The sequence below is a fragment of the Halofilum ochraceum genome (assembly GCF_001614315.2).
In the GTDB taxonomy this organism is placed as follows: Bacteria; Pseudomonadota; Gammaproteobacteria; order XJ16; family Halofilaceae; genus Halofilum; species Halofilum ochraceum.
In genome coordinates this window covers 1-25492 of the sequence record NZ_LVEG02000023.1, presented here as the reverse complement: position 1 = coordinate 25492, position 25492 = coordinate 1, and the positions used below count along the sequence as shown (strand labels likewise).

The 25492-nt window shown below is 61.8% G+C and carries 18 protein-coding genes; 13 read left to right on the top strand and 5 right to left on the bottom strand.

Annotated features, from left to right (window positions below; translation table 11 throughout):
* The first annotated feature begins 475 nt into the window (after positions 1-475).
* Complete coding sequence (locus A0W70_RS15930) at positions 476-1636, top strand: glycosyltransferase family 9 protein (protein WP_175443141.1); 1161 nt, start codon at positions 476-478, stop codon at positions 1634-1636.
* Positions 1637-1944: 308 nt separating this feature from the next.
* Positions 1945-3390 (top strand): mannose-1-phosphate guanylyltransferase/mannose-6-phosphate isomerase, encoded by a 1446-nt coding sequence (locus tag A0W70_RS15925; RefSeq protein WP_070990095.1) that lies wholly within the window; start codon positions 1945-1947, stop codon positions 3388-3390.
* 138 nt (positions 3391-3528) lie between these two features.
* Here the strand turns inward: A0W70_RS15925 and A0W70_RS15920 are convergent, their stop codons facing one another.
* From A0W70_RS15920 to A0W70_RS15900, 5 genes are all read right to left on the bottom strand, one after another.
* Positions 3529-5754 carry a YjbH domain-containing protein gene (locus A0W70_RS15920; protein ID WP_175443140.1) on the bottom strand — a complete coding sequence of 742 codons (2226 nt, stop codon included), beginning with the start codon at positions 5752-5754 and terminating at the stop codon, positions 3529-3531.
* Between the two features lie 103 nt (positions 5755-5857).
* Positions 5858-6790, bottom strand: coding sequence for a hypothetical protein (locus A0W70_RS15915; protein WP_070990090.1), 933 nt, complete (start codon positions 6788-6790; stop codon positions 5858-5860).
* A 400-nt stretch (positions 6791-7190) separates the two neighbouring features.
* Positions 7191-9461 (bottom strand): polysaccharide biosynthesis tyrosine autokinase, encoded by a 2271-nt coding sequence (locus A0W70_RS15910; RefSeq protein ID WP_083331084.1) that lies wholly within the window; start codon positions 9459-9461, stop codon positions 7191-7193.
* Positions 9461-10582, bottom strand: coding sequence for a polysaccharide biosynthesis/export family protein (locus A0W70_RS15905; RefSeq protein ID WP_070990087.1), 1122 nt, complete (start codon positions 10580-10582; stop codon positions 9461-9463). The genes A0W70_RS15910 and A0W70_RS15905 overlap by 1 nt, the downstream gene beginning before the upstream one ends.
* Positions 10583-10689: 107 nt before the next feature.
* Positions 10690-11124, bottom strand: a complete 435-nt coding sequence (locus tag A0W70_RS15900; RefSeq protein ID WP_070990085.1) for a low molecular weight protein-tyrosine-phosphatase — start codon at positions 11122-11124, stop codon at positions 10690-10692.
* A 543-nt stretch (positions 11125-11667) separates the two neighbouring features.
* Between A0W70_RS15900 and A0W70_RS15895 the strand changes: the two genes are divergently transcribed.
* The 11 genes from A0W70_RS15895 to A0W70_RS15860 all read left to right on the top strand — a co-directional run bounded on the left by A0W70_RS15895 (position 11668) and on the right by A0W70_RS15860 (position 25270).
* Positions 11668-12873, top strand: a complete 1206-nt coding sequence (locus A0W70_RS15895; RefSeq protein ID WP_070990083.1) for a glycosyltransferase family protein — start codon at positions 11668-11670, stop codon at positions 12871-12873.
* Positions 12866-14002: a GDP-mannose 4,6-dehydratase gene (gene gmd / locus A0W70_RS15890; RefSeq protein WP_425402605.1), complete on the top strand. Its 1137-nt coding sequence runs from the start codon at positions 12866-12868 to the stop codon at positions 14000-14002. Before A0W70_RS15895 ends, gmd begins: the two co-directional genes overlap by 8 nt.
* On the top strand, positions 13995-14963 hold the full coding sequence (locus tag A0W70_RS15885; RefSeq protein ID WP_070990079.1) for a GDP-L-fucose synthase family protein: 969 nt from the start codon (positions 13995-13997) through the stop codon (positions 14961-14963). Before gmd ends, A0W70_RS15885 begins: the two co-directional genes overlap by 8 nt.
* Positions 14964-15499: 536 nt before the next feature.
* Positions 15500-16864 carry a flippase gene (locus A0W70_RS15880; RefSeq protein WP_245675910.1) on the top strand — a complete coding sequence of 455 codons (1365 nt, stop codon included), beginning with the start codon at positions 15500-15502 and terminating at the stop codon, positions 16862-16864.
* The gene (locus A0W70_RS16870; protein WP_075109900.1) at positions 16861-17802 is read left to right on the top strand and encodes a sulfotransferase family protein; all 942 of its coding nucleotides are present in this window, start codon (positions 16861-16863) and stop codon (positions 17800-17802) included. The genes A0W70_RS15880 and A0W70_RS16870 overlap by 4 nt, the downstream gene beginning before the upstream one ends.
* Positions 17803-18031: 229 nt before the next feature.
* Complete coding sequence (locus A0W70_RS16530) at positions 18032-18895, top strand: glycosyltransferase family 2 protein (protein WP_342670087.1); 864 nt, start codon at positions 18032-18034, stop codon at positions 18893-18895.
* Positions 18896-19228: 333 nt separating this feature from the next.
* Complete coding sequence (locus A0W70_RS15875; protein ID WP_139150912.1) at positions 19229-20521, top strand: hypothetical protein; 1293 nt, start codon at positions 19229-19231, stop codon at positions 20519-20521.
* Positions 20522-21039: 518 nt separating this feature from the next.
* Positions 21040-21708, top strand: coding sequence for a glycosyltransferase (locus A0W70_RS17030; protein ID WP_075109898.1), 669 nt, complete (start codon positions 21040-21042; stop codon positions 21706-21708).
* Positions 21709-21977: 269 nt separating this feature from the next.
* Entirely contained in the window at positions 21978-23177 is a 1200-nt protein-coding gene (locus A0W70_RS15870) for a glycosyltransferase (RefSeq protein ID WP_070990075.1), read from the top strand.
* Between the two features lie 256 nt (positions 23178-23433).
* The gene (locus A0W70_RS15865; RefSeq protein ID WP_070990073.1) at positions 23434-24279 is read left to right on the top strand and encodes a glycosyltransferase family 2 protein; all 846 of its coding nucleotides are present in this window, start codon (positions 23434-23436) and stop codon (positions 24277-24279) included.
* Between the two features lie 13 nt (positions 24280-24292).
* Positions 24293-25270 carry a UDP-glucuronic acid decarboxylase family protein gene (locus tag A0W70_RS15860; RefSeq protein ID WP_070990071.1) on the top strand — a complete coding sequence of 326 codons (978 nt, stop codon included), beginning with the start codon at positions 24293-24295 and terminating at the stop codon, positions 25268-25270.
* Positions 25271-25492 lie beyond the last annotated feature (222 nt).

Genomic DNA, 25492 nt, shown 5'->3' with positions numbered 1-25492 from the left:
GCCAGCCGGCGACAGCGTTTGCGGTTGCCGCCGCATCGAATCATCGGGAACGCCGGCTGTTGCCTTCGGCAAAAGCCGGCCTACGCACTACCCCTCAACGTAGGCCGGCTTGCGACCGAAGGGAGCCAGCCGGCGACAGCGTTCGCGGTTGCTGCCGCATCGAATCATCGGGAACGCCGGCTGTTGCCTTCGGCAAAAGCCGGCCTACGCACTGCACCCCAACGTAGGCCGGCTTGCGACCGAAGGGAGCCAGCCGGCGGGAACGTTTCCGGTTGTCGACCGATCAAATCATCGGCAACGCCGAACTTGGTCCCGGGAGAAGCCCGCCCACGACGGCTTGATGCCCCAGGTGCGCGCATTTTGCGTGGCACGTATTATGCTTTTGAGGCCGAATCCGGACGCGGCCACGGGATCGCATCTGTCCGGCATGCAACGGTAGAGCGATGCAATGGATAGGGGAGGCGGGCGCGTACATGTGCCCCATGACACCATCGCGCGCCAGAGGCCCGGGTCGTGGACGCCACCACCCGGCAGCCCGGAGCGCGAGTCGCCCCAACAGGCGATCCTGATCATCCGCCTGTCGACGCTCGGCGACGTCGCCCTCGCATCGGCCGTCATCGACCCGCTGCGGCGCCGCTACCCCCACGCGCGGCACGTCTGGCTGGTCTATCCCGAGGCCGAACCGCTGATCGCCGGAAACCGGGCCCTGGACGCCGTCATCACCATCCCGCATTCGCAATGGGGTCGCCTGCTGCGCCGCGGGCGCTGGCTGCGGCTCGCCCGCGAGGGCAGGGCCTTCATCCGCCGCCTCCGCGCGGAACGCTTCGATCTCGCGCTCGACCTGCAGGGGCTGTGGAAGAGCGCGATCTGGGCGCGGCTGGCGGCCGTGCCGCAGCGCATCGGCGTGGCGCCGCGCGAGGGCAGCTCCATGCTGGTCAACGGCCTGGTCGAACGGAACCCGACCCTCGCCACGCCCGGTGGCGAGTACGATGCCCTGCTGTGGCGGCTCGGCGCCGATCGCGTCCGCTCCCGCCTCGGCATCGCACCCACGCGCGCCGCCCGGGAGGCCGCCAAAGAACGGCTCATCGGTGCGGAGTTGACCCGGGGCTTTATCGCCCTGTGCCCGTTCACCAAGCGCCGCCCCAGACAATGGCCCGTCGAGCACTGGGCCGCGCTCGCGACACGGCTGCACGAGGAGGCCCGCTTGCCGGTGGTCCTGTTCGGCGGTCCGCGCGACCACGCCGCCGCGGCGCGGATCCTCGCTGCGCCGGGCGGCGAGGGCATCATCGACTGGACCGGCGCCACCGACATCGGCGAAGCCGCCGCGCTGCTCGCCCGGGCCGCGCTCGTCATCGGCGTCGATACCAGCCTCACGCACATCGCTGCCGGCCAGGGCCGCCCGACCGTCGCGCTGTTCGGCGCTACCCGCCCCTGGCGCGCACCGGTATCGCTCCCGATCCGCGTCCTCGGCCAGAATCCCGCGCCCGCACCCTCCGGTCCGCGATCAAGCGGTGACGGCGCCAGAACCAGCGGCATGCAGGAGATCGCCGTAGGCGAGGTCCTGACCACGGCCCACACCCTCCTCGATCGGCGCGTGGACGGCGTACGGTCCGCCATGGAACGCCGCGGCGCCTGATACCGCCAACCACCCCGTAGGTTGGGTTGAGCGAAGCGATACCCAACACACCACGCCAAGGGCTTTGACACGATGGATCGTCGGGGCGGCGGACGGGGTCTCGTGTTGGGTTTCCTTCGTCAACCCAACCTACGCAATCCAGGCAGCCCCGCACCTCGCGTGCATACCGAATACGTCGACAAACCCGATGTCCCCGGAATCATCCACGCACCTATCCCACAACCGCGCGCAATCGCGCTAACCGGCATCAACCTGTACGATTCCGCATCGACCGGAACCACGAATCACCCGCCAGGGAGCCCCATCACATGAACACCGCGCCCCGAACCCCGCTGCAACCCGTCCTGCTGGCCGGCGGCTCCGGCACGCGGCTGTGGCCGCTGTCGCGGCGCGCGTACCCGAAACAATTCGTGCCGCTGCTGGGCGAGGAGAGCCTGTTCGCGGCCACGCTGGGGCGCCTGAACGGCCTCGAGCATGCCGCCCCCATGGTTGTCTGCAACGAGGAGCAGCGCTTCCTGGTCGCGGAAGAGGTCCGCAACAGCGCCATCGAGCGGGCATCCATCCTGCTCGAACCCGCCGGGCGCAACACCGCGCCGGCGATCGCGCTGGCCGCGCTCGAGGCGCGCGCCGACGACAGCGACCCGATCCTGCTGGTCCTGCCGGCCGACCACGCCATCCCGGACAGCGCCGCCTTCGCCCGCGCCGTCGAGGCGGCGGCGGCCGCGGCGGCGGCGGCCGCGGCGGAGGACGGCGCGCTCGTCACCTTCGGCATCGAACCGCGCTCGCCCGCCACCGGCTACGGCTACATCAAGGCCGCGGCGGGCGAGGGTGTGCGCCCGGTCGAGGCCTTCGTCGAGAAACCCGACCGCGCCACCGCCGAGGCCTGGCTTGCCGCGGGCGGCTACTACTGGAACAGCGGCATGTTCGTCTTCCGCGCGAGCGCCTTCCTGGAAGAACTCGAACGCCACGCGCCGGCCATGCTCAAGGCCGTCGAAAAAGCCCACGCCGGCCACACCGCCGATCTCGACTTCCTGCGCTTCGACGCCGCCGCCTTCATGGAATCCCCCGCGGAATCCGTCGACTACGCCGTCATGGAGCACACGAAACGCGCGGTGGTCGTGCCCTTCGACGGCGACTGGAGCGACGTCGGCTCCTGGCAGGCGCTGTGGGAGGCCGGTATCGCGGCGGGCGAGGGCGATGCCGGCGACAATGTCCTGCACGGCGATGTCATCACCAGTTCCACAGAGCGCTGCTTTCTGCACGCCTCGCACCGCCTGATCGCCGCCGTCGGGCTGCAGGACTGCGTCGTCGTTGAGACCGCCGACGCCGTCCTTGTCGCACCGCGCGAGCGTGCGCAGGAAGTGAAGAAACTCGTCGAGCGTCTGGAGGCCGATGGCCGCACGGAGCAGGACGAACACCGGCGCGTGTTCCGCCCCTGGGGCAACTACGAAGGCATCGACCACGGCGAACGCTTCCAGGTGAAGCGCATCGTTGTCGACCCCGGCGGCTGCCTGTCCCTGCAGAAACACCACCACCGCGCGGAGCACTGGGTCGTCGTCCGCGGCACCGCCAAAGTCACCAGCGGCGAGGAGCAGTTCCTCGTCACCGAAAACCAGTCCACCTACATCCCGCTCGGAACCGTCCACCGCCTGGAGAACCCCGGCCACATCCCCCTGGAACTCATCGAAGTCCAGTCCGGCAGCTATCTCGGCGAAGACGACATCGTCAGATACGAAGACCAATACGGCCGCTGAGCGAGCCCCACCAGACCCCAACGTAGGCCGCCTTGCGACCAAAGGGAGCCAGCCGGCGACAGCGTTTCCGTTTATCGACCCATCGAATCCTCGCGAACGCCGGCTGTTGCCTTCGGCAAAAGCCGGCCTACGGGGGGATTATTCGTACATCATCGCCGCGTCGCGCATACGGGGGACGTGGCGGCGGATGTAGGCGGCGTTGAGGCGGTCACCGTTGAAGAACTGCTGCTCCAGGCTGCTGCCGCGGCGCAGGGTGTCGCCGGTCGCGAAACTGACGACGTTGCGGTCCTCGCCCACGCGGGTGTTCAGGCTGTACCGCCACCGCGGATCGCCGCGCACCTGGAACAGGCTCGGATCCATATCGCGCCGGGGCGTCAGGGGCAGGGTGGCGCGGATGCCGACGAACTCGCCGACCGTCCTGCGGTAGAACAGGCTGATCGTCGTATCCCCGAACTGGTGATGCGACTCCACCATCGTGCCCTCGTCCTGGCCCCAGAAGCGCCCGGTCGTCACTTCCAGCGCGGCATCGAAGCGCGGGCTGTAATAGCGATACGAGCCGAGCGCGAGTTCCCGCTCCTCGTCGACATCGCTGCGCCGATCCTCGAACACACCCGCGCGGCCCGACAGACGGTGATGCCCGTCCGCCGACTGCCATACGCCTTCACCCAGGGCGCCGTAATAATCATCGCGGAAGCGCCCGGCGCTCAACTGCGCCATCGCCGGCCCGACGGGCAGCGCCTGCTGCAGCACGATATCGCGGATCCCGGACTCCAGCGCCTGGTCGCCGAAGATCGCGCCTTCCTCGAAATCCTCCGACTCGGTCAGCGGTTCAACCGCACTCACCACCGCCTGTGCCCCGGTCCACAGCGGCACGCGCAGCTCCGCGCGCAGCCCGAGTGAGTAGTCCAGCACGCCGACCTCGGTCGCCACGCCGGTCACCACGTCCGGCGACAGGATCAGGCGCGGGCGCAGCGCCGAGCTGCTCTCGTCGCGATAGCGCCAGTTCACCTCCGCCTCACTGCCGCCCGGCTCGAACACCCGCATCCCGGCGCGGACCGCCGCGGCCCCCGGTGCCTCGCCTTCGCAGCGCCCGAGATAGCAACGCCAGGCCTGCGTCGGCACCTCGACACCGATCACCGGCACGCCGACATTCAGCAGCACGACCCGGATCCGCTCGAAACGCTCCGTCGCCGCCGGCACCGCCTGCGCCAGCATCACGCCGAGGCCATCCAGTTCGTTGCGGTTATAGACCGTGTTCTCGGCGCGCATCACCAGCGCGTCGTCGGTCTGCCCGACACTGATGTTCTCGAACCCGTGCGCCTGCAGCCGGCCGATCAGCGCGGGCAGGGGTGGGCGCCCGGTCGTGTCCATCAACGGCTCGGCCGCTGGCGCAGACTCCTCGCTATCGTCCGCGGCCGAGTCCGTTGCATCCGCCGCGTCCTCGCTGCCCGATTCCAGGCTCACAGCGGAACCACCCGCCGCATCGGCTTCGCCGGCCGCGGCGTCCGTCCCCGTTTCCGCGCCTGTCTCGGTCCCCGGTTCCGGCGCAGCGTCTTCCCGCGATTCCGCAGGCTCGAACACGCCGTGATCGGGCTCGGTGGCGCCCCCGAGCGGTACCGTCAGGGAAATCCCGGCAAAGCTCCCGTCCTGTTCACTGGCCGAACTCGCGACCTGCAGATCGAGATCCACACGCATGGGCACGTCACCGAGGCGCGTCGCGTGGTGCAGGCGCACGCCGGCATTCGCGGCGTGCGCGTCGTGCTCGGCGATTACGTCCATCCAGTCGGTCGCGGCCCAGGACACACCGCCGAACGCCCCATCCAGACGCCCGATCGCGCTGTCACTGCGCCCGAAGCCCAGGCTGATGTCTACCGGGCCCCAGCGCTCGGTCGCGACGGCGTACTCGGCCTTGAAATCCTGGGTCTCGCCGGCCGGGTCCTGCAGACCCACCGCCAGGTTCGGCCAGGCATCGGGTGTCGGCAGACGGAACTTGGCGTTGAAGGAGAGATCCCGGATCCCGGGATCGGACGAAGGATTCTGAAAGTAATTGCGGCTGTTGTTGTTGGTCGCGATGCGCCCGTTGATCTCGAGGTTCGGGAGCAGCCCCAGCGAGAGCAGGTAGTTGGAACCCGTGATGTACTCGCCCGCCAGTTCGACCTGCGTGGAATACCCCGCCGTCATGGCGCCGAACGGCGTCACCCGTGCATGGGGGATGTTGAAGAGCCCCGTATAGCCCTGCCACGAGAGCCCCGGTGCGGTATCGATCGCCGGCGCGGCGTGCGCGCATACCGGCACGCCGGCCGCGACAAGCAGGGCCAGGCGCACAACCGGCCCGCAGGCACGTTGGAACGCGTTCAGTGACATGGGCACGGGCGCCGCAAAAAGCATACCAACGCCCGCGGGGGTGCGGGCGTCGGCATCGGTTCAGGGAGGTGCGCCGGCCGCTCGCCGCGGCCGGCGCGGTAGATCAGCCGCTGGCGCCGGTGGCGCCGGTGGCGTCCTCTTCTTCCTCTTCGGCGACCGTCTCGGCTTCCTCGATATCGGCCAGCACGTCACCAATTTCATTTTGGATGGTATTGCTGTTCACAGTACCCACGTTGCTGGCGGTGTTCGCAGCCGCGTCGGCCGCGTCGGCGGGAGAGGTATCCTGGTTATCTATTTCGTCCACGATCTGCGTCGCGATGCCGGCGAGATTGTCGTTGATCTTCCGGGCCGACAGCGCCTCGCGAGCGAGAACGGTTCCGTCGGAAGTGCCATCGCCGCCAGCCGCGCTATCGATTTCCGCGCGTGTCTGCTGAATCAATTCGCGCACTGCCGAGGACGTAGCAGCCGCCTTGCCATTGCCGGCCTCGATGTAGTCGTCATTCAACACGTCGACATCAACGCCATTGTTCGAGAGCGTGCTCTCGATCGAGCTCTTGGCCTGACTCACCGCGTTCGAGGTGGATGTGCCGTTGTTGGCAATGAGCCGCTCGGCCTCGGCCTGGACCATCGTGGTCAGCGGCGTCACGACTTTTGAGCTCGCCGGTGCACGAAGCTCAAAGCTGGAGCCGACGTCCGTCGGGTTTGCCCCGTTGAAGTCGGTGATCTCCGTCGTGCTTGGGGTCGCACGCACGAGCGTGGGCGCACTTGGGCTGGACGTCGTGAGGCTGAACTGCCCCTCGCTCGCGGTCGTGCTGCTCGCCTCGCCACTATCGCATTGATTGTTGAAGTTGACGTCGACACAGACTGTCGCGCCCACCAGGTAACTGTTAATAGCGCTGGCGTCGCGGTCGAACGTGACGTCGGTAGAGTCGTCGCCGTCGCCAATGGTGCCTCCACCGCCGCCACTACTGCCGCCGCAGCCGGCTGCCAGCGTAGTAAGGGCCGCAATCCCGAATATGGTCGCTGTGCGTTTCATGTCGAAATCCCTGTTTGTATTGGGTTGGGTCGTTCCTGCGCTCGCACGAGCTACAGAGCGTAGAACAGCGCTTTATGACACGCAAACCGCGTGCCTCGTTTGAGCGCCGCATTGTCATCAAGCAAACCGTAGGTTGGGTTGACGAAGGAAACCCAACACGACGACCAATCCGCGGCCCCGACGATCAATCCCGCCAAACGCGGCCGCACGCCCTCCTGTAGGAGCGAGCTTGCTCGCGATCGTCCCCGCACGAAGCATCGGCCTCACAAACGCCGGCACACGCCGCAAACGCGTCTTCGACCGGCACCACCGCGCACCGGTCGAATGCGCGCAGCCCCCACAGGCACCTGATCCCCTCAAACGCAGAGGATGCGCGCATTCGCCTACGGCGAAGACGCGCCTACGCGGACGCCTTGCCCTGTTCCTTGGATTTGTAATCGTACCGGTAATAGTACGTCTGGTACGTCCGCCCCACCTGCCGGGCGCCGTAATCGTTGAGGATCAACCCTGTCACGCGCGCGCCACCATGCTCAAGGCGGCGCACGGCGTCGGCCACTTCGCCGGCCTCATCGCGGGCGGCCCGCACCACCAGGAACGTCGCCGAGGCCTCATGCGCGATAATGGCGGCATCCGTCACCGCCATGATCGGCGGCCCGTCCACGATCACCCAGTCATAGGCTTCGCGCAGTTCCGCGATCAGTTCCCCGTAGCGGTCCGAGAGCAGCAATTCCGAGGGATTCGGCGGCGTCGTTCCCTTCAGGATCACGCCCGCCTTATCGGTCCCGGGCAGCGGGTGCACCACATCGAGCCCCTGGTGCGTGCCCGCGAGCACATCGGACAACCCGGGCCCGCCATCGCGCGCGCCGATATAGCGCCCGATATGCCCGCGCCGCATATCGCCATCCACCAGCACCACACTCTGGCCGATCTCCGCCAGCAGCATGGCGAGGTTCACGCTGATCGTGGATTTGCCCGCCTGGGGCCCGGGGCTGGTTACTGCCAGCACGCGCCGCCCCGGATCCTTCAAACCGAAATGCAGCGACGTACGCAGACTCCGAAGCGCCTCGGTCGCCGGATCCTGCGGCCCGTCCGCGGTCAGCAGCGGCGCCGTGTCCCGGCTGCCGCGCTCATAGCGCCGCTCGCCACGCCGCAGGATGGCCGTATGTGGGATCACCGCGAACACCGATAGCCCGGTGCGCTGCTCCAGCTCATCCGGCGTTTCCACGCCGCGCTGGAAGAAGCGCCGGCCCAGCACGAGCGCGCAGCCGCCGAAGCCACCCAGGAACGCACTCAGCACCAGGATCAGCCCCTTGCGCGGCGCGATTGCCTGATCGGCCACCGCCGCCTCATCGACGATGCGCACGTTGCCCACCGCGCCGGCCTTGGCCACGCGCAGCTCCTGCGCGTTCGTGAGCATCTGGGTGTAGATCTCGGTCGAGACCTCCAGCTCGCGCTTCAGCGAGAGCATCTCGCGCTGCTTCTCCGGCAGGCCACCCACGCGCTGGTCGAGCTGGCTTTTCTCCTGGCGCAGCGTCGCGAGCTGGGCATCGATCGCCTCGATCACCGGATGGCGCTCGCCGTAGCTCTGCATGGCCTCGGCGCGCCGGGTCTCGAGTTCCGAGATCTTCTGGTCCAGCTCCACGAGCTGTTCCAGCAGCTTCTCCGTCTCCACGGTCAGATCGACCGTCTCCTGCGTCTGCTGGTAGTTCGCCAGTTTCTGCTCGGACTGCTCCACGTTCTGGCGCAGCTCCGGCATCTGGCTCTCGATGAAGTTCAGGCTCTCGCGCGCCTCGGCCGAGCGGCGCTCGGTGTTCTGGCGCAGGTAGATGTCCGCGATGGTCGCCAGCGTGTGCTCGATGCGGGTGCGCTCATGGCCCTCCAGGCGTAGCTCCACCACGCCCGTATCCTCGCCCTGTTCGCTCACCGACAGCCGCTGGCGCAGGCCGTCGATTGTCCCGAGGCGGGTGTTCGCCTGCACCGTGAAGCGCGTGCCCGGCCGAGCCACGAGCTCATCCACGAACAGTGAGACCTCGCCCGCGGCCACCGAGGCGCTCTCGAAGTTACCCACGCGCCCGGCGAGCACCGGCTCCTCCTCGGGCCCGAGCAACTCGTAGCGCCCATCCTCGCCGGCGATCAGCGTGAAAGGCTTGCCCCGCAGATCGCGCGGCACGTTCATGCGCCCCATGCTGATATGGCTGCCGCCCCAGTCGTAGCCGTCCAGCTCGAACACTGGCTCCGCGGGCGTTTCGGACCCGGCATCCCCGAGCAGACGATACAACACCGGGAACTGCTGCGGCTCCGCGGTCACGGTCAGGTTCAGCCGGTCCACGGCCGAGCCGAGCACCGAGCGCGATTGCAGGATGCGGATCTGCGCCGCCGTCTCCGGCGAACCGCCTGTGAGCTGCTCCAGGCCCTCCATGCCGGAGAGCGTGGCGTTCTTCTCCTCGATGCGCAGGAGCGAGTCGGCCTGATACACCGGCGGTGAAGATAGCGCATACAGCGCGCCCAGCACGATCGCGAGCGCGGTGATCCCCACGATCCACCAGCGCCCGGACCACAGAACCTCGAACAACTGGCGCAGATCGACCTCGTCCTCAAACCCGCCGGGCTCAATACCCCGTTCCGTGGACGGCACGCTGCGCGCGTTCTCCTGCGAGTCCATCTGCGCCATCAGTCCGACACCCCGCGGTTCAGCAGCTCGATCTGGTACGCCGAGCGGATGGTCGGCGCGATCTGCTCGATCACGCGGTTCCAGCGCACCACCTCCGCGGTCGAGACGAACACGACGTCACGCGGGCGCATCGGGAAGGCATCGGCCATCAGCAACGCCGTCGCGTCGCTGGCGTCGAGGCGATAAATCCGCGGATCGATCCGCAGTCCGTCCTCGCCCTCCACGGGTTGCCCACGGATCACGTAGATCTGCTCGGTATTCGCCGTCGAGAGGTTGATGCCCTCGGCGCCCGCCACGGCCTCGGCCAGCGTCAGCTCGCCGTTGTGCATGCGCACCGAGGTCTGGTTCACGACCTCGCCGAGCACGAACACCTTGTTATCGCTGTCGTCCGGCACATGCAGGATGTCGCCGTCGCGCAGTACGCGGTTGCCGTCGCCGGTGCGGTACAGCGAGCGCAGGTTGATCACGCGCGTCTCACCGTCGCGGGTGAGCAGGGCGCGGCGCGCATTCGCGCCATAGGGGTTCTGGTTCGGGGAGTGCTGCTGGAAGCCGCCGGCGCGCGAGATGGCATCCAGCACGGTCAGCGGCCGGTCGGTAATCGGCAGCATGCCCGGCTCGCGCACCTCGCCGGTCACATACACCTGCTTGCTGCGGTACTCACGTACCCGCACGTTCACCTGCGGCTGCTGCACGTAGGACTCGAGGCCCCGGGCCAGGCGCTCCTGGATATCCTCCAGCGTCAGTCCCGCGGCATCGATCGGCCCCACATACGGAAAAAACAGTGTCCCATCCGGCCGCACCAGACGCCCACTCGAAGCGGAATCCACCGCATCCCCGAACGGATTGGTCAGTTCGGGGTGGTTCCACACCACGATGGAGAGCACATCGCCCGGCCCGACGCGGTAGTCATAATCCTCGGCTGCCGCCACCCCGGCGCCGGCGTCTTCCTCCCGCGAGCGCTGCTCCGCAAGCCGCTCCACGAGCTGCCCATCGATCGGCATCACCGTATACCGGCCCGCCCCGGACTCGCCGCCATCGACATCGACCTGCTGCCCCGGGATCACCGAACACCCCGCCAACACCAGCCCCGCCAAAGCGACAAACAGCCCACGCAACCGCACGGATCTCCTCCGACACCAATAACTCAAAACCACTCCCTGTCCCTTACCCCACCAGCCACCATCACTTGGCCCTTGGCCCTTGGCCCTTGGCCCTTGGCCCTTGGCCCTCAGCCCAACCTACCAACCCAATCCTCGAGACACCCGGCAATCTCATCCAGGCAAGTCACGAAATCCGCATAATCCCGCCCGATCGGATCCGCAATATCCATATCCCGCCAATGCCCCAACCGGTACACACGCCCCCGAGCCGCCGGCTCGATCCGCAGCAACGCCCGCACATGCGAACCCTCCGCCGCCAGCACCAGCTCATGCTCACGCAAAAGCGATGCCGTCACCTGCCGCGCCCGGTGCCCCTCCAGATCCAGCCCACGCGCCGCAACGGCCGCCCGCGCATGCTCAGCCGCCGGCTCCCCGACCACCGCACCGGTCCCGGCCGAGGCCACGGAAGGCCCATCCGCCCCGAGCCGATCGGCCAGCAACACCGCCGCCATCGGACTCCGGCAGAGATTCCCCGTACACACGCAGAGAACGGACTGAAACATCGATCCCTCGATCAGACTCGGGGCAGGCGACACAAGCGCCGCACGCTATCACGCTGCCCCGACCCGTGCCACCGATAGCAACCGCGCGTGCCGCGGCACGCCGCCGTCGTCAACACCGAATGCGCGTTTTCAATCGCGCCCCGGAGCGGTTATCCTGCCCCGGGGAGCCAGCCCGGGTTTTCAACACCTGTCGGCGTTCACATCCCCCGCGCGGGTGATGCTGGCATGGCCCTTGCGTCTTATCCTTCGCACGTCCGGGGTCTAATCCCCGCACCGATCGCGCCGTCCCGGATCCTTTGACCGGCGGAACGGCGCGTCAAAGCGCTCGCCGGCATACCGATAACAGGGAGGTTGGAAAATGCGCACCACAAAAACCAGCCCAGCCCGGAAAGCGGCGTCACAACATCAACGCCCCCGTCGGCGAGCTAACAGCAAAGGCATCGCCGGCCGCGATGCAGTCACGGCCCCCGTAGGCCGGCTTGCGACCAACGGGAGCCAGCCGGCAGCACACGCACGGCCCCCAAACAAAAGGGGCAACCAGTAATGCCCCGCCAAATCGCCTACATCTGCGACTGGCTCCCCCCGGATTTCGGGGCCATCGGCCAATACACCCTGCTCGACGCGCGCAACACCGCGGCGCAGGGCCATCACGTCCTGCTCGGTGGCCTCTCCACCCGCGCGGACAACACCGAATACGAAGACCCGGGCGATGGTTCCCTCAAGATCCGCCGTCTCTACATCGACACCTACGACAAGTCGCACCTGATCCATCGCCTCCTGTGGACCGTGCGCGCGAACACCATGCTCGTCCGCCGCCTGTGGCGCGAACTCCGGCACGCCGACGAGATCCATTTCACCGGCAGCCCCCCGTTCATCCTGTATTTCGTGTGGTTCGCCAATCTGTTCCTGCGCAAGCGCCTCGTCTACCGCATCGCGGACTTCCACCCGGAATGCCTGATGGCCACTATGGAGCGGGTACCGCTGCCCCTGCGCGCGCTCCAGCGCCTGACCATCGTCCTGCGCAAACGCGTGCACCGCTTCGAGGCCATCGGCGAGGACCAGCGCCAGCGCCTGATCCAGCTCGGAATCCCCGAACAGCGCATCGGCGTCGTACGCTACGCCTCCCCCGTACCGATCTCCCCGGATACGGTCCCGCTAACGCCGCCGGAAGAGCTCGCCGGCTACCGCACGCTGCTGTACTCGGGCAACCTCGGTGTAGCGCACGACTACGAGACCTTCCTCGAAGGCTACCGCCGCCACCATGATCAAGGGGCAGGGCGCATGGCGCTGTGGCTCAATGCCACCGGCCCGCGCGCCGACCGCCTCGAGGAAGAACTGCGCGCCAGCGGCCTGCCGGTCGCGCGCGGCCACCCCGTTCCGCTGGAGGAACTGGCCAATCTGATGGTGACGCCCGACGCGCATCTCATTACCCTGCGCGATCCGTTCGTCGGTTACGTCGTCCCCTCGAAGATGTATGCCTGCATCGACTCCGGTCGGCCTATCCTGTTCGTGGGCAGCACGGCCTCCGATGTCGATCTCCTGTGCCGCCGCGAGCGAGCTGATGATTACCAACAGGCCGATGTCGGCGATGCGACGGCCGTCTTCACCGCCCTGGAGCGCCTGTCGCAGCGCTGTGACGCGGCCGCGCCCGGCGATGCGGCCAGTCCGGCTGCGGATCAGCGCACCACCCGGCAGCAACACGCCACTGCGGCGTGCGCCAACGAAGGAGCGAAACCGAGCCATGGATGAGAGCACCGGACACAGTCCGCGTCCGCGATCGATGAGCGGCCAGCGCCCGGTCGCATTGATCACGGGCATCACCGGTCAGGACGGCAAGTACCTCGCCGAGCTGCTGCTGGGCAAGGGCTACGAGGTACACGGGATCAAACGCCGCGCCTCGTCGTTCAACACCGAGCGCATCGACCACCTGTACCAGGACCCGCACGACCCGGATCCGCAGCTGATCCTGCACTACGGCGATCTGACCGACGCCACCAACCTCGTGCGCATCCTTCAGGAAGTGCAGCCGAGAGAGATCTACAACCTGGCAGCCCAGAGCCACGTGGCCGTCTCCTTCGAGACGCCCGAGTACACCGCGAACTCGGATGCGCTCGGCACCCTGCGCCTGCTCGAAGCGATCCGCATCCTCGGCATGGAGAAGACCGTGCGCTTCTACCAGGCCTCCACCTCCGAGCTCTACGGCAAGGTCCAGGCCGTGCCGCAGGATGAGACGACCCCATTCTACCCGCGCTCACCGTACGCGGCGGCCAAGCTCTATGCGTACTGGATGGTCGTGAACTACCGCGAGGCCTACGGCCTCTTCGCCTGCAACGGCATCCTGTTCAACCACGAGTCCCCGGTCCGCGGCGAGACCTTCGTAACCCGCAAGATCACACGCGCCCTCGCGCGGATCAGCCTCGGCCAGCAGGAGAAACTCTTCCTCGGGAACCTCAACGCCAAACGCGACTGGGGCCACGCCCGGGACTATGTCGAGGCACAATGGCGGATGCTCCAGCAGGACAAGCCGGAAGACTACGTCATCGCCACCGGTGAACAGCACTCCGTTAGGGAATTCGTAGAGACCGCGGCCCACGAACTCGGCATGACGATCGAGTGGCGTGGAGAAGGCGTCGACGAATACGGCATCGATGCTGCCATCGGGCGCACCGTCGTCGAGGTCGACCCGAACTACTTCCGCCCGACTGAGGTCGAGACCCTGCTGGGCGATCCGAGCAAGGCGGAACGCGAACTCGGCTGGACCCCCACGACGCGCTTCCGCGACCTGGTGCGCGAGATGGTCGCCGAGGACCGCGAAGACGCACAGAAGTTCGCCCTGATGAAACGCAACGGCTACGAGGTCGTCGACCGCAATGAATAAGGACGACAAGATCTACATCGCTGGCCACCGCGGCATGGTCGGCTCCGCCATCTGGCGCCGGCTGGAGGCCGAGGGCTACACCAACCTCATCGGTCGCACCAGTCGCGAGCTGGATCTGACGAACCAGGAAGCAGTGGAGACTTTCTTCGCAGAGAACCGCCCAGACTACGTCTTCCTGGCCGCGGCGAAGGTCGGCGGCATCAAGGCGAACAACGACTACCCAGCGGAGTTCATCCACCAGAACCTCGCGATCCAGACCAACGTGATCCACAACGCGTGGAAATTCGGGACTACGAAGCTCGCGTTCCTCGGCTCATCCTGTATCTACCCAAGAGACTGCCCGCAACCGATCAAAGAGGAATCCCTCCTGACCGGGCCGCTGGAGCCCACGAATCAGCCCTACGCGATTGCCAAGATCGCCGGCATAGAGATGTGCAAATCATACCGACGCCAGTACGGTTTTGATGCGATCAGCCTCATGCCGACGAATCTCTATGGTCCTGGTGATAATTTTGACCTGGAGACCTCACATGTGCTGCCGGCGCTAATCCGCAAGTTCCACGAGGCGAAAGAGCGAGGGGATCCAGAGGTCGAAATTTGGGGAACGGGAACGCCGAGGCGGGAATTCCTCCACGTCGATGATCTGGCCGACGCCTCACTCCACCTGATGCGACGGTACTCCGCGCTGGAGCACATCAATGTGGGCGTCGGTACCGATATCTCAATCTGCGAACTCGCGGAGCAGATCTTGGATGTGGTCGGTTACCAGGGTGAACTCCGTTTCAATACGGAAAAGCCTGACGGTACGCCATTGAAACTGCTGGACGTTAGTCGCCTGCGTGACTTCGGCTGGGCTGCTGGGATTACCTTGGATAATGGTATAAGCGATACCTACCAAGGCTATCAGCTTCGGTCGAAGGGTGATGGCTCTAGGCTGCAACCTGACTCAAGCAACCAGTAAGGCCTTTTCAATAATGTGCGGAATGGATGCTGCGGTCGCGATCACGCAGTGGCACCTGAGCTGTTCGATGCCGCGCAATTCAATGGCGGCTTCTGGTCAGGGGGAGAAGCGACGTTGAATAGAGCCGGGCCGGTGATCCGCGTGCGTGATGACGCCTATCCCGACCTGCAGCCTTGGCGCCCTGGACCACACCGCACGAGTGTGTGGCGTACGAGGTATCGCGGGCCTTTTTTCGGAATACAGGTTACCTCCCCAATGGAGCGTTGATTCCAGCCGCACGTACCGACAGCACAGTAGGCTTTGATTAAGCATAACGATTAACCGGTGTGAAGAACCGATCCACATTCCTAATGTATACGGTGCTCTCAAAATGCTCCTCTTCGGAACACCCTTGCTTCTATATATTGACGCTCATATCTCTCGCTATTGCGTTTTGATCGGTAACAAAAGAGATGATTTAAGTGGCTGTTTCGTCTTGGCCCCGTTGGCTACGATTCAGTAAAACCGCAGAGGCGCTTGCGGCAATCGGGATCACCATGATTCGTTCTGTTTTGCAACGTAACGGCGTTCTTAGCCAAGGAGGAGGGTTCCGATCGCGCCTAATTCGCGGGGGGATAGGCAGTCTAGCAGTACAGGTAACAAACGTTGGGCTCGGCTTCGTGCTCGCGATGACGCTTGCGCGCACATTGGGAGCGGATGGCTACGGTGTATACGCTTTTGCCATGGCGATAGTTTCGATTTTGGCAATCCCTGCACAAGTCGGGGTGCCGCAGGTCGTGCTGCGCGAGACAGCAAAGGCCGCTTCGAATGAGGACTGGAGCCTTATGCGCGGCGTTTGGAGTTGGGGCACACGGGCTATCCTTTTGTTCTCTGCAGGCGTTCTTGTCCTTGGCTTCGCCGTGCTCTACGGAATACAGGGGCCGCCGTTATCAGGGCAATGGGGGACATTGGCCATTGCTCTCCTATTAGTTCCATTGGTGGCACTTGGTAGTCTTCGGGGATTCACCCTTCGAGGCCTGGGCCATGTGGTGCTGGGGCAGTTACCGGAGGCGGTAATTCGGCCCGGCGGTCTATTTCTGGCCGTTGCCGTGGTCGCCCTACTTGCGCCCAGTGGGACGCTCACACCTTCGCTCGCTATGGCTCTGAATGTCGGCGTTGTCGCTATGGCTTTCGCGATTGGCGCTCGGATATTATGGCGAGCTCGCCCTGCTGGTCTCCGGGCTAGGCCAAGCCGCACGACACATTCTTATTCATGGTGGTGTGCGGCGGTGCCCCTCGCACTCACCGGCGGACTTCAGCTCATAAACAGCCAAGCGGACATTGTCATCCTCGGTATGTTCCGTCCTAGTGAAGAAGTTGGCATCTACCGGGCGACAGTACAGGGTGCGGGCCTAGTGGGCTTCGGATTGATGGCAGTAAATCAAGTTCTTGCGCCGAACTTCTCGCGCCTTTATGCAAGCGGAGAAATTCAAGGCCTCCAGCGGCTACTTACAAGCGCGGTAGCGATCATATCGGCACTTGCCGCGATTCCCGCCCTAGTATTTGTCGTGTTCGCCGAAGAAATTCTAGGCATAGTGTTCGGGCAGTCATTCTATGCAGGTGGGCCGGCTTTAACTCTTCTAGCGCTCGGCCAGTTAGCTAACGCGTTGATGGGGCCCGTGGGAATGTTGCTCGATATGACGGGGCACGAGCGCAGCACAGTGCTGGGTGTAGGGATCGCAGCTGCAATGAATGTTGTACTCAATATTACTTTAATCCCTGCATTCGGCATGGAGGGCGCGGCGTTTAGTACGGCTGTTACCTTTTTGTTATGGAATACCATTTTGGCGTTTATTGTTACTAGAAAGATTGGTGTTAGGGCGGACATATTCGTGTTAGTTACAAGAAGGAGATATCAGTGACGCCAAACTTTTTTATCATAGGCGCCCCAAAGTGCGGCACAACGTCATTGGCGCATTGGTTGAGTGGGCACCCTGAGGTTTACATGAGCCCGAGCAAAGAGCCGCATTATTTTAATTTTGACGTTGGTGCTCGGTATACCGACACGTGGGATGCGTACAAAGCGTTGTTTGATGACGCCAGCGATAGGTTTGTGGCAATCGGGGAGGCGTCGACGCATTATCTCTGGTCGCGGACAGCAGTTCCGCAGATTCTGCAAACTCGCCCGGATGCTAAGTTTATTGTGACTCTCCGATTCCCTCCCGATATGGCAATTTCGTTGCACGCACAGGAGTGTGGTGGATTGGAGGATGAGCCATGTTTTGAGAGAGCCTGGCGGTTGCAGGGAGGGCGAAGAAACGGATATTACTTGCCCGCGTTTTCCCGTACCCCCTCAGTGTACCAATATGGCTCCAGGTGTTGCGTGGGGAGTCAGCTGGAACGCCTTTATGCGTTGGTACCTTCGGAAAGAATACTAGTGCTTTTTCTTGAAGATATTGCTGTCGATGCGGAGACTGAGTGGCGAAAAATCCTACGGTTTCTGAGGGTTTCGGTTTATAAACCGGTCGATTTCGACGTTCGTAACTCACGGAGGCGAGTACGCTCATTCAGAGTGAAGAAGATTCTTTCGGCGCTAGGGGGGATTAAGCAAAAACTGGGCGTAAATCGAAGCTTTGGAGTATTGGCACCGTTGTACCGCTTAAATACCGAGCAGGGCGCCGGAAAGCGGGATGCCACGACGTTGTCGCCTGAAATGCGGCAAGAATTGTTGGACACATTCAAATCAGAAATTGAGAAAGTGGAGAATCAAGTGGGACGAATACCGCGGGACTGGCGTGAAAAGATGCATGCCTTGGAGAATTCACAGGAATGTGACGGAATCGGTTCGAGTGTAGTGTAAACGCAGCACGGTCAGCAGTGGAGAAGGCGTTGGGTCCTCGACTTTGCGGCTTACGGAGTGCCGGATCTTTCTTCATTGCGAATTCGCTTGATAAAGCGCTACCCCGCGGGACATTTAAAGCCGTGTGGGTGCCATGATTTGCGTGGCGCGACGACCGCGTCGTTGAACTGTTGGTCGACGAATAATTCAGCACCAGATTACTGTGCGACCGATATTGTATTTGGACCTGATGCGAATGTTGTCAATTTGCCTAATAAGTTATAACCGATGTGAACGATTAAGAAAAACGCTGTTGGGGTTGCTTAGCGAGTTTTCGGGAATCTGCGATATCTATGTTCTTAACAATGGGTCCACGGACGGAACGCGTGCGATGCTGGAGGCGGAATTCCAGGGTATCGAGGGTTTGTACGTGACGCACGCCAATGACAACATGGGCGTTGCGCGCGGTCGGGAAAGGTTATGGAGAGTCGCGCGGGGTTCATTCATTCTTTCACTAGACGATGACATTGAGATTTCGAGGCAGGTGCTCGATAACATGCAAACGTGTGCGGAATTGAATTCGTCTTGCGGCGTCGTATCGCCAGACATTCTTGATTCCGAGACTGGAAAATGTATTAACAGGAATCCGGAAAAGTGGGGGGTGCAGCTGCCGACCTTTTACGAGGCGTGTTTCCTCATAAAAAAGGATGTAATTACTGCAGTCGGCTATTTTGACCGGAACCTTCGGGTCGCCGGAGAAGGCATGGATTACGCGTTGCGGATGGATGCGTGCGGATTCGAGGTATGCAGGGTATTTGGAGTTGAGGTAGTGCACTTTGATCGGGAGAGGTCGGCTGACGAGCAACTGTCTCGACGTATTGACTGGGGGTGGTGCTTCGCGTATTTATTTTTTAAAAATCTAAATGCATACAAAGCATTCTTTTATACGGGCCGCAACTGTCTTGCCCACATACGCGCCGTATTTCGCCGAAGGATAAAGTGGAAATGGGCGCTTCAGATTGCTCTTGTTTCGGCTCGGGGGGCGGTCTCGGGGTATCGAGTGCGCAGAAAAAATAGGCGGAAGCCTGCATCGAAATTCAGTTCTACGTTGTGATGTGTGGGCTTACGCGAAGTGAAGGGCAGGCATTGAGATGGGTCTTCTTTTCTGGTTGTGTCTCAGAAGTGTCGAGGGGCGCAATAAGGATTCAGACACTTCCGGATCACGATCATCCTCGGGAAAAGAACTGTTGGTCGGTTGCTCGTGAAAAGTACCGGTGTTGTGTTGAGTCGGGGCGGATGAAGAAATCCTAGTCTGACTGGCGCACGCGCTTGGAAGAAAGGTAGAAGGTTTATGGCGAATGTGTTGAGCCGGCCTCCGAGTAGCTTCGGTGCGCAGCTTCCGAAGACTTTAGTCTTGGAGTATGGGTACATCATACTGGTTATCGCTATGCGCGTGGTCTCCGAGCCTACGGCCGGCCTGAGTTATGTAGCGCTCTCAGGTTACGCGCTTATCGGACGAGCCCAGGCTATCCGGGCAGTCGCGCTCTCTTGGCTTTTCACGATGCTCAGTCCTGCAATCGCCGCAGAGACGTCATTTTCCACGGTTGGTCGCTTTCTTGTCCTTGGTGCGGCCATCGCGGCGGTATTACTTCGCAGCCGGTTAGCGCGTGGCCGTAGTGAAACACACAATTTTGTGTTTGCCACTGTGCTGTTGGGGGGGGGGATTGTGATCCATGGTTTGTTGTTCAGTTCGTACCCCGCGGTGTCGGTCCTCAAGGCGGTTTCGTGGACCGCTACGACAGCAGCCATGCTGGCCGCATGGTTGGGGCTTGGCAAGGAGGCGCGGTCTCGGTTGGCCACCGACCTGTTCGGTGGACTGACGTTGTTGATGGTGTTCAGTCTACCGCTACTTTGGAGTCCTCTCGGGTATTTGCGAAATGGCAGTGGCTTTCAGGGAATCCTCAATCATCCACAGGTGTTTGGGCCGACCGCGGCCCTTTTGGGGGCTTGGGCTATCGGTACTTTGGTCGCCCAGCGACGGCCAAGCTGGGCTATTACAGTTCTGGTAGCGGCATGCCTCGTGCTGGTCCTTCTGTCGGAGGCGCGTACTGCAGGGATTGCGTTGGTGTTGGGTGTAGGCGGCGCGGTGATGATGCTTCCGATGATGGCCGGTAAACCTGTCAACGCTATAGCCCCAGGGATCAAGAGTCGTCGGTTCGTCGGCTTGGCATCGCTTGCCGTGGTGGGGATGTTGGCGGTGGGGCCTGCGCTCATGGATCGCATCGAAAGTTATTTGGCGAAGGGTACTTCATCGGATACGGTTGTCGAAGCCTACTACAAGTCCCGCGGCGATCTAATAGTCGAGATGTGGGGCAACATAAAGACAGACCCTTTCCGCGGAATCGGCTTTGGTGTTGCTTCGAACTCCTCGGAGATGAAGGTCCAACGGGACCCGTTGTTCGGTTTACCGGTCGCTGCCCCGATCGAGAAAGGTGTCATGCCCGTGGCTGTGCTAGAGGAACTGGGTGCGCCCGGACTCTTGGTCGTCGCTGCATGGGTTGTCGTTCTGCTCCGCCGATCCGGGCGTGAGAATGTCGCCGGGCTCGCCGTAACTTTGACGGCGCTGCTCGTGAACATGGGCGAATACGTTCTCTTTTCCACCGGCGGTATGGGATTATTGTTGATTATTTTGATCGCTTGGGCAGCTAGTGCCCCAAGAGCCCGGCGAGTACCCTCATGACTCGGATAACACATCCCATATGGTTTTGGCAGCGGATTGTGAGTCCGCATATGGCCGGTCTCGCGGTGGAGATGGGGAAGCGTGGACACAACGTTACATATGTTGCAGAACGGGAGATGTCCGAGGAGCGCAGGCGCCAAGGGTGGACGGTTCCAGATCTTTCGAACGTCGCGCTGCATCTTGCACCGAGCGTGAACGAGATGCGTCAGGTTGCACAGAATGCTCCTGAGGGCGCCATACATCTAGGGCAGGGAATACGTGGGAACGGTTTGGTCTCAATAGCGCAATCAGTGTTGAGGCAGCGCGCTGCACGACAGTGGGTCATGATGGAAACAGTTGACGATTCAGGTTGGCGCGGGCTGATGAGGCGCCTCGAATATCGACGCCTTTTCTATAGGTGGCGGTCGCATATTGAAGGGGTCCTCGCAATCGGATCTGTAACGCCTCGATGGGTTGTGGAAAGGGGCGTTCCCTGGGAGCGTGTATTCCCATTCGTTTATTTTCTTTTGGATGATGCGATGGTTCCGCCACGAAAGGAAATCACTGACGCGCCGTTTCGCTTTCTTTTTGTTGGCCAGATTATCGAGCGCAAAAGGTTGAATCTTCTGGTGGACGCACTGTCGATGTTGCCGCGCGAGGATTTTGAGCTCATCGTGATTGGAGACGGGCCATCATCTCAGTATCTGCGACTGTGGGCGGATCACGCACTCAACGGGCGCGTAAAATGGGATGGGCAGATTCCCATGGCTGAGGTCAGGGAGCGTATGAGTGCGGCAGACTGTCTCGTGTTGCCGAGTCGGCATGATGGCTGGGGAGCGGTGGTGTCGGAGGCGTTAATGGCGGGTACGCAGGCGGTTTGCAGCGACCGTTGTGGCGCGGCCGAGGCGGTTAGGGCGAGTGGTGCGGGCGGAGTCTTTCGGAGCGGGGATACAGGCGAACTGAGCCGGATATTGCAACGCCTAATGGCGGAGGGGCGACCTAATCCGGATCGCCGCAGGCATCTTGCTTCCTGGGCGAAAAGTCTGGCTGTCAGTGCGGGGGCTCACTATCTGGAGTCGATTTTTCAGCATTCCGAAGGCGATGCGGAAGTGCCGACGCCACCATGGCGGGCCGTTGGCCGGAATAATTTCGGCAGTGAGACTAATTTAAGCTCGTCATGTTCGATAGAGCGCGTCCGTTCAGTCTGAGAAGTAAAGGTAGTGGGCGGTAACGAGCAATCAACGCCTGTAATTGCGTACGTTTCATGGGCTTGGAAAGTCGACATCCTCTTGAGATCAGGCTCTGGTCGTCTCTCGCGTCTGGGGGTATCTAATATATATATCAAGAGTTCTTATAATGGGAAATAAACTGTGGCTATTACTTGTGCCGAAGTGCCGTATGGTTATCAACGTATCTTTTGTTTCGTGTCCGGAACGGGTGAATAACGGTCAGCGATTGGAGACTTGTCGGGCTAGGTATGGTGATCGTTCCGAAGAGCTCGTCGCCTGTGGGTGATCGTCACTCGGTGCTCCGGATTCTCCATGTCGCGCCGACATTTTACCCCGCGACGCGTTGGGGCGGACCGATTGTGTCGACGAAAGCGTTGTGCGACGGATTGGCGCGGCGGTCCGACGTCAGACTTCGTGTTTTGACCACGGACGCGGCTGGGCCAGATAGTGGAGAGCGGCTTCAGCTCGAATCGAACCCGGCATGGTTTGAGGCGGGCTACGAGGTTCGGTACGCGCGCCGTTTTGCCTGGACGTCGACCTCGGCGGAAGTTCTGGCGCTCCTGCCGAAGGCCATGCGGTGGGCGGACGTCGTTCACTTGACTGCGACCTATTCGTTCCCCACTCATCCTGTTCTCGGACTGGCGCGTCTGTTTGGAAAGCCGGTTGTCTGGTCCCCGCGAGGTGCGCTACAAGCAACGGCGCAATGGCCGGACGCGCCTCGACGGCGTGTGAAAGGATGGTTCGAACGTGTCTGTCGGCTACTTCGCCCGAGAGATGCCGTTCTGCACGTCACTTCATCGAACGAAGCCGCACTAAGCAGTGCGCGGATTCCGGGAATCGAAACATCGGTGATTCCCAACATTATAGATATCCCGGAATATTTGCCGCCGCGGGAGTGGCGACCGAGTGGCCGGATGCGGGTCATATTTATCGGTAGGCTGCACCCCATAAAGGGCATTGAGCGCTTGTTCGCGGCGCTCGCGAGACAGCAGGAGCACGTTACGCTGGACATCTACGGTTCGGGCGCGAGCGCCTACGAGGCGACCCTGCGGCGACAGGTCGATGTGCTCCAACTTGGTGCCCGTGTATGCTTCCACGGACACGTCGACGACGAAGGGAAGGCGCAGGCGTTTTCCAAGGCTGACGTAATGTGTCTTCCGAGTCATTCGGAGAACTTCGGCATCGTCGTGGGTGAGGCCCTAGCCCATGGCGTGCCAGTCGTCACGACGACCGGTACCCCTTGGGAGGGGTTAGAGACCGAACGATGCGGATTTTGGGTCCAGCCTGACGAGGAGGCCTTGACTGAAGCACTTGCGCGACTGGAGGATTGCGATCTGTCGGCAATGGGGGCACGGGGGAGGAAGTGGATGCGTCGAGATTTCTCCGAAGATGGAGTTGTCAATGCAATGCTTTCGCTGTATCGAGAGCGTTTGAGTATCCAGAGATAAGGCGTACGCGGTATATGACTGAAGGGTCCACTAGATCCCGTAATACGCTCCGCTTATGCGCGCCCGGTGATCGACCGCCGATCTTGGTCCCAGTTAGCGCGTACATAGACCAGGAGGTTAGAAATGGCAGAAGGCGGTTGGTCACTCCCCGTTGTGGGATTGGCCGCGTTCCCTTGTTCCCGACAGATTGGGCGCGGTTTGCGCCGATTGTCTTTTTCTCTTATAGGGGGCTCACAACGACAAACTGGGTATAACAATGACTGAAGGGGAAGCTGATATCCCTGTTACTGTGGCCATACCGGCGAAGAACGAGGAAGGGGGTCTTGCCCGTTGTTTGCAGTGCTTGGGCCGTTTCGCGGAGATTGTGGTGATCGATAGCGAATCGACCGATCGAACTGCTGAGATAGCTGAGAGCTTTGGCGCACGTGTTGTGCAATTCCGGTGGAATGGGAAATACCCAAAAAAACGTAACTGGTTTCTGTTGAACGTACCGCCGAGTCAGCCTTGGGTGCTTTTTCTGGATTCCGACGAGTTTGTAGATAACGACTTCTGTAATGCAGTGGCGTCAGCAATAGTAAACGAACGATACAACGGCTACTGGCTGACCTATACCAACCATTTTCTTGGTGCGAAACTTGAACACGGTGTCGCGCAGAGAAAGCTCGCTTTATTCCGGGTAGGCAGCGGGCTTTACGAACGGATCGAGGAGGACGGATGGAGTGGCCTGGATATGGAAATTCACGAGCATCCGATCATCGAGGGCCGTGTGGGCCAAATTTCCGTTCCGATCGACCATCGTGACTATAAGGGACTGGCGAAGTTTGTCGAACGTCACAAGGATTACGCATTATGGGAGGCGCGCCGCTACCTGCAACTCCAGACTGAGGTGGGAGAATGGAAACGGTTCACTCCTCGGCAACGGTTTAAGTACCGTTATCTGGCGCGATGGTGGTATCCGTTGTTCTATTTCCTCTTCGCATATTTTATGAAAAGAGGGTTCCTTGATCGTGCGGCGGGATTTCATTATGCCTACTACAAGTCGTGGTATTTTCATACGATTCGTCTTTTGATTCACGAACACTCCGAGTTCAGAAACCAATAAATAGGAATAAAACGTGACACGACTCTATGACACGCGCAAACGTGTACTGGTCACTGGTGGGGCCGGATTCATTGGCTCACATCTCATTGACCGACTTCTTGGGATGGGGAACGAGGTCCTTTGTGTTGATAACCTTTTTACGGGGACGAAGCGGAATATTGAGCACCTTCACGGCGAGCCGCGCTTCGAATTTATGCGTCATGACGTGACCTTCCCGCTCTACGTCGAGGTCGATGAAATTTACAATTTGGCTTGCCCAGCATCTCCCGTGCATTATCAGCATGATCCCGTGCAGACGACAAAGGCATCGGTGCATGGTGCTATCAATATGCTGGGCCTTGCGAAGCGGCTCGGTTGCAAGATATTTCAAGCGTCGACAAGCGAAGTGTACGGCGATCCGGTTATGCATCCGCAGACAGAAGAGTACTGGGGAAACGTAAACCCGATCGGTCCGCGTTCCTGTTATGACGAAGGTAAACGTTGCGCGGAAACACTGTTTTTCGATTATCGGCGAGAACACGAAGTAAACATAAAAGTAGCACGGATATTCAACACCTACGGTCCTCGAATGCATCACGCTGATGGGCGTGTGGTTTCGAACTTTATTGTTCAAGCGCTTGGTGGGGAGGACATCACGCTTTTTGGTACTGGCGACCAGACGCGTTCGTTCTGCTATGTGGATGATCTTGTGGAGGGGATTCTCCGGCTAATGGAGACGGAGAGCACGATCACCGGGCCAGTCAATCTGGGCAATCCCGGCGAGTATACGATTCGGGAGTTGGCCGAGAAGGTTGTCAGACTTACGGGTTCATCTTCAGGGATTGTTTACCGGGATCTGCCCGAGGATGACCCGAAACAACGGTGTCCGGACATAACCATGGCGCGTGAGATTATGGCTTGGGAACCTGGAGTAACGGTCGACGAAGGGCTTAATAGGACTGTTACCTATTTTCAGAACTTGTTATCCGAAATGACGTTGGTATCGGCCTGATCGCTGCGACGACTGTGTGCTGAAGTGCTGCGGAATAACCGGGGTAACTCGGGCGTAGAGACATTCAGTCTTGGCGGGTAGCTGTCGGGGAGTGTGGGTCCCTTGGCGGTAGTCTTGCATGTCCTCTAATTCTGTGGACATTGCTGTCAGTGCTCCCTTCGACGGTCGTTCGGGCAGCCTTTGCCCGGGCTGGCCGAAGCCGTGTGAGGCGGTACCTCGGTT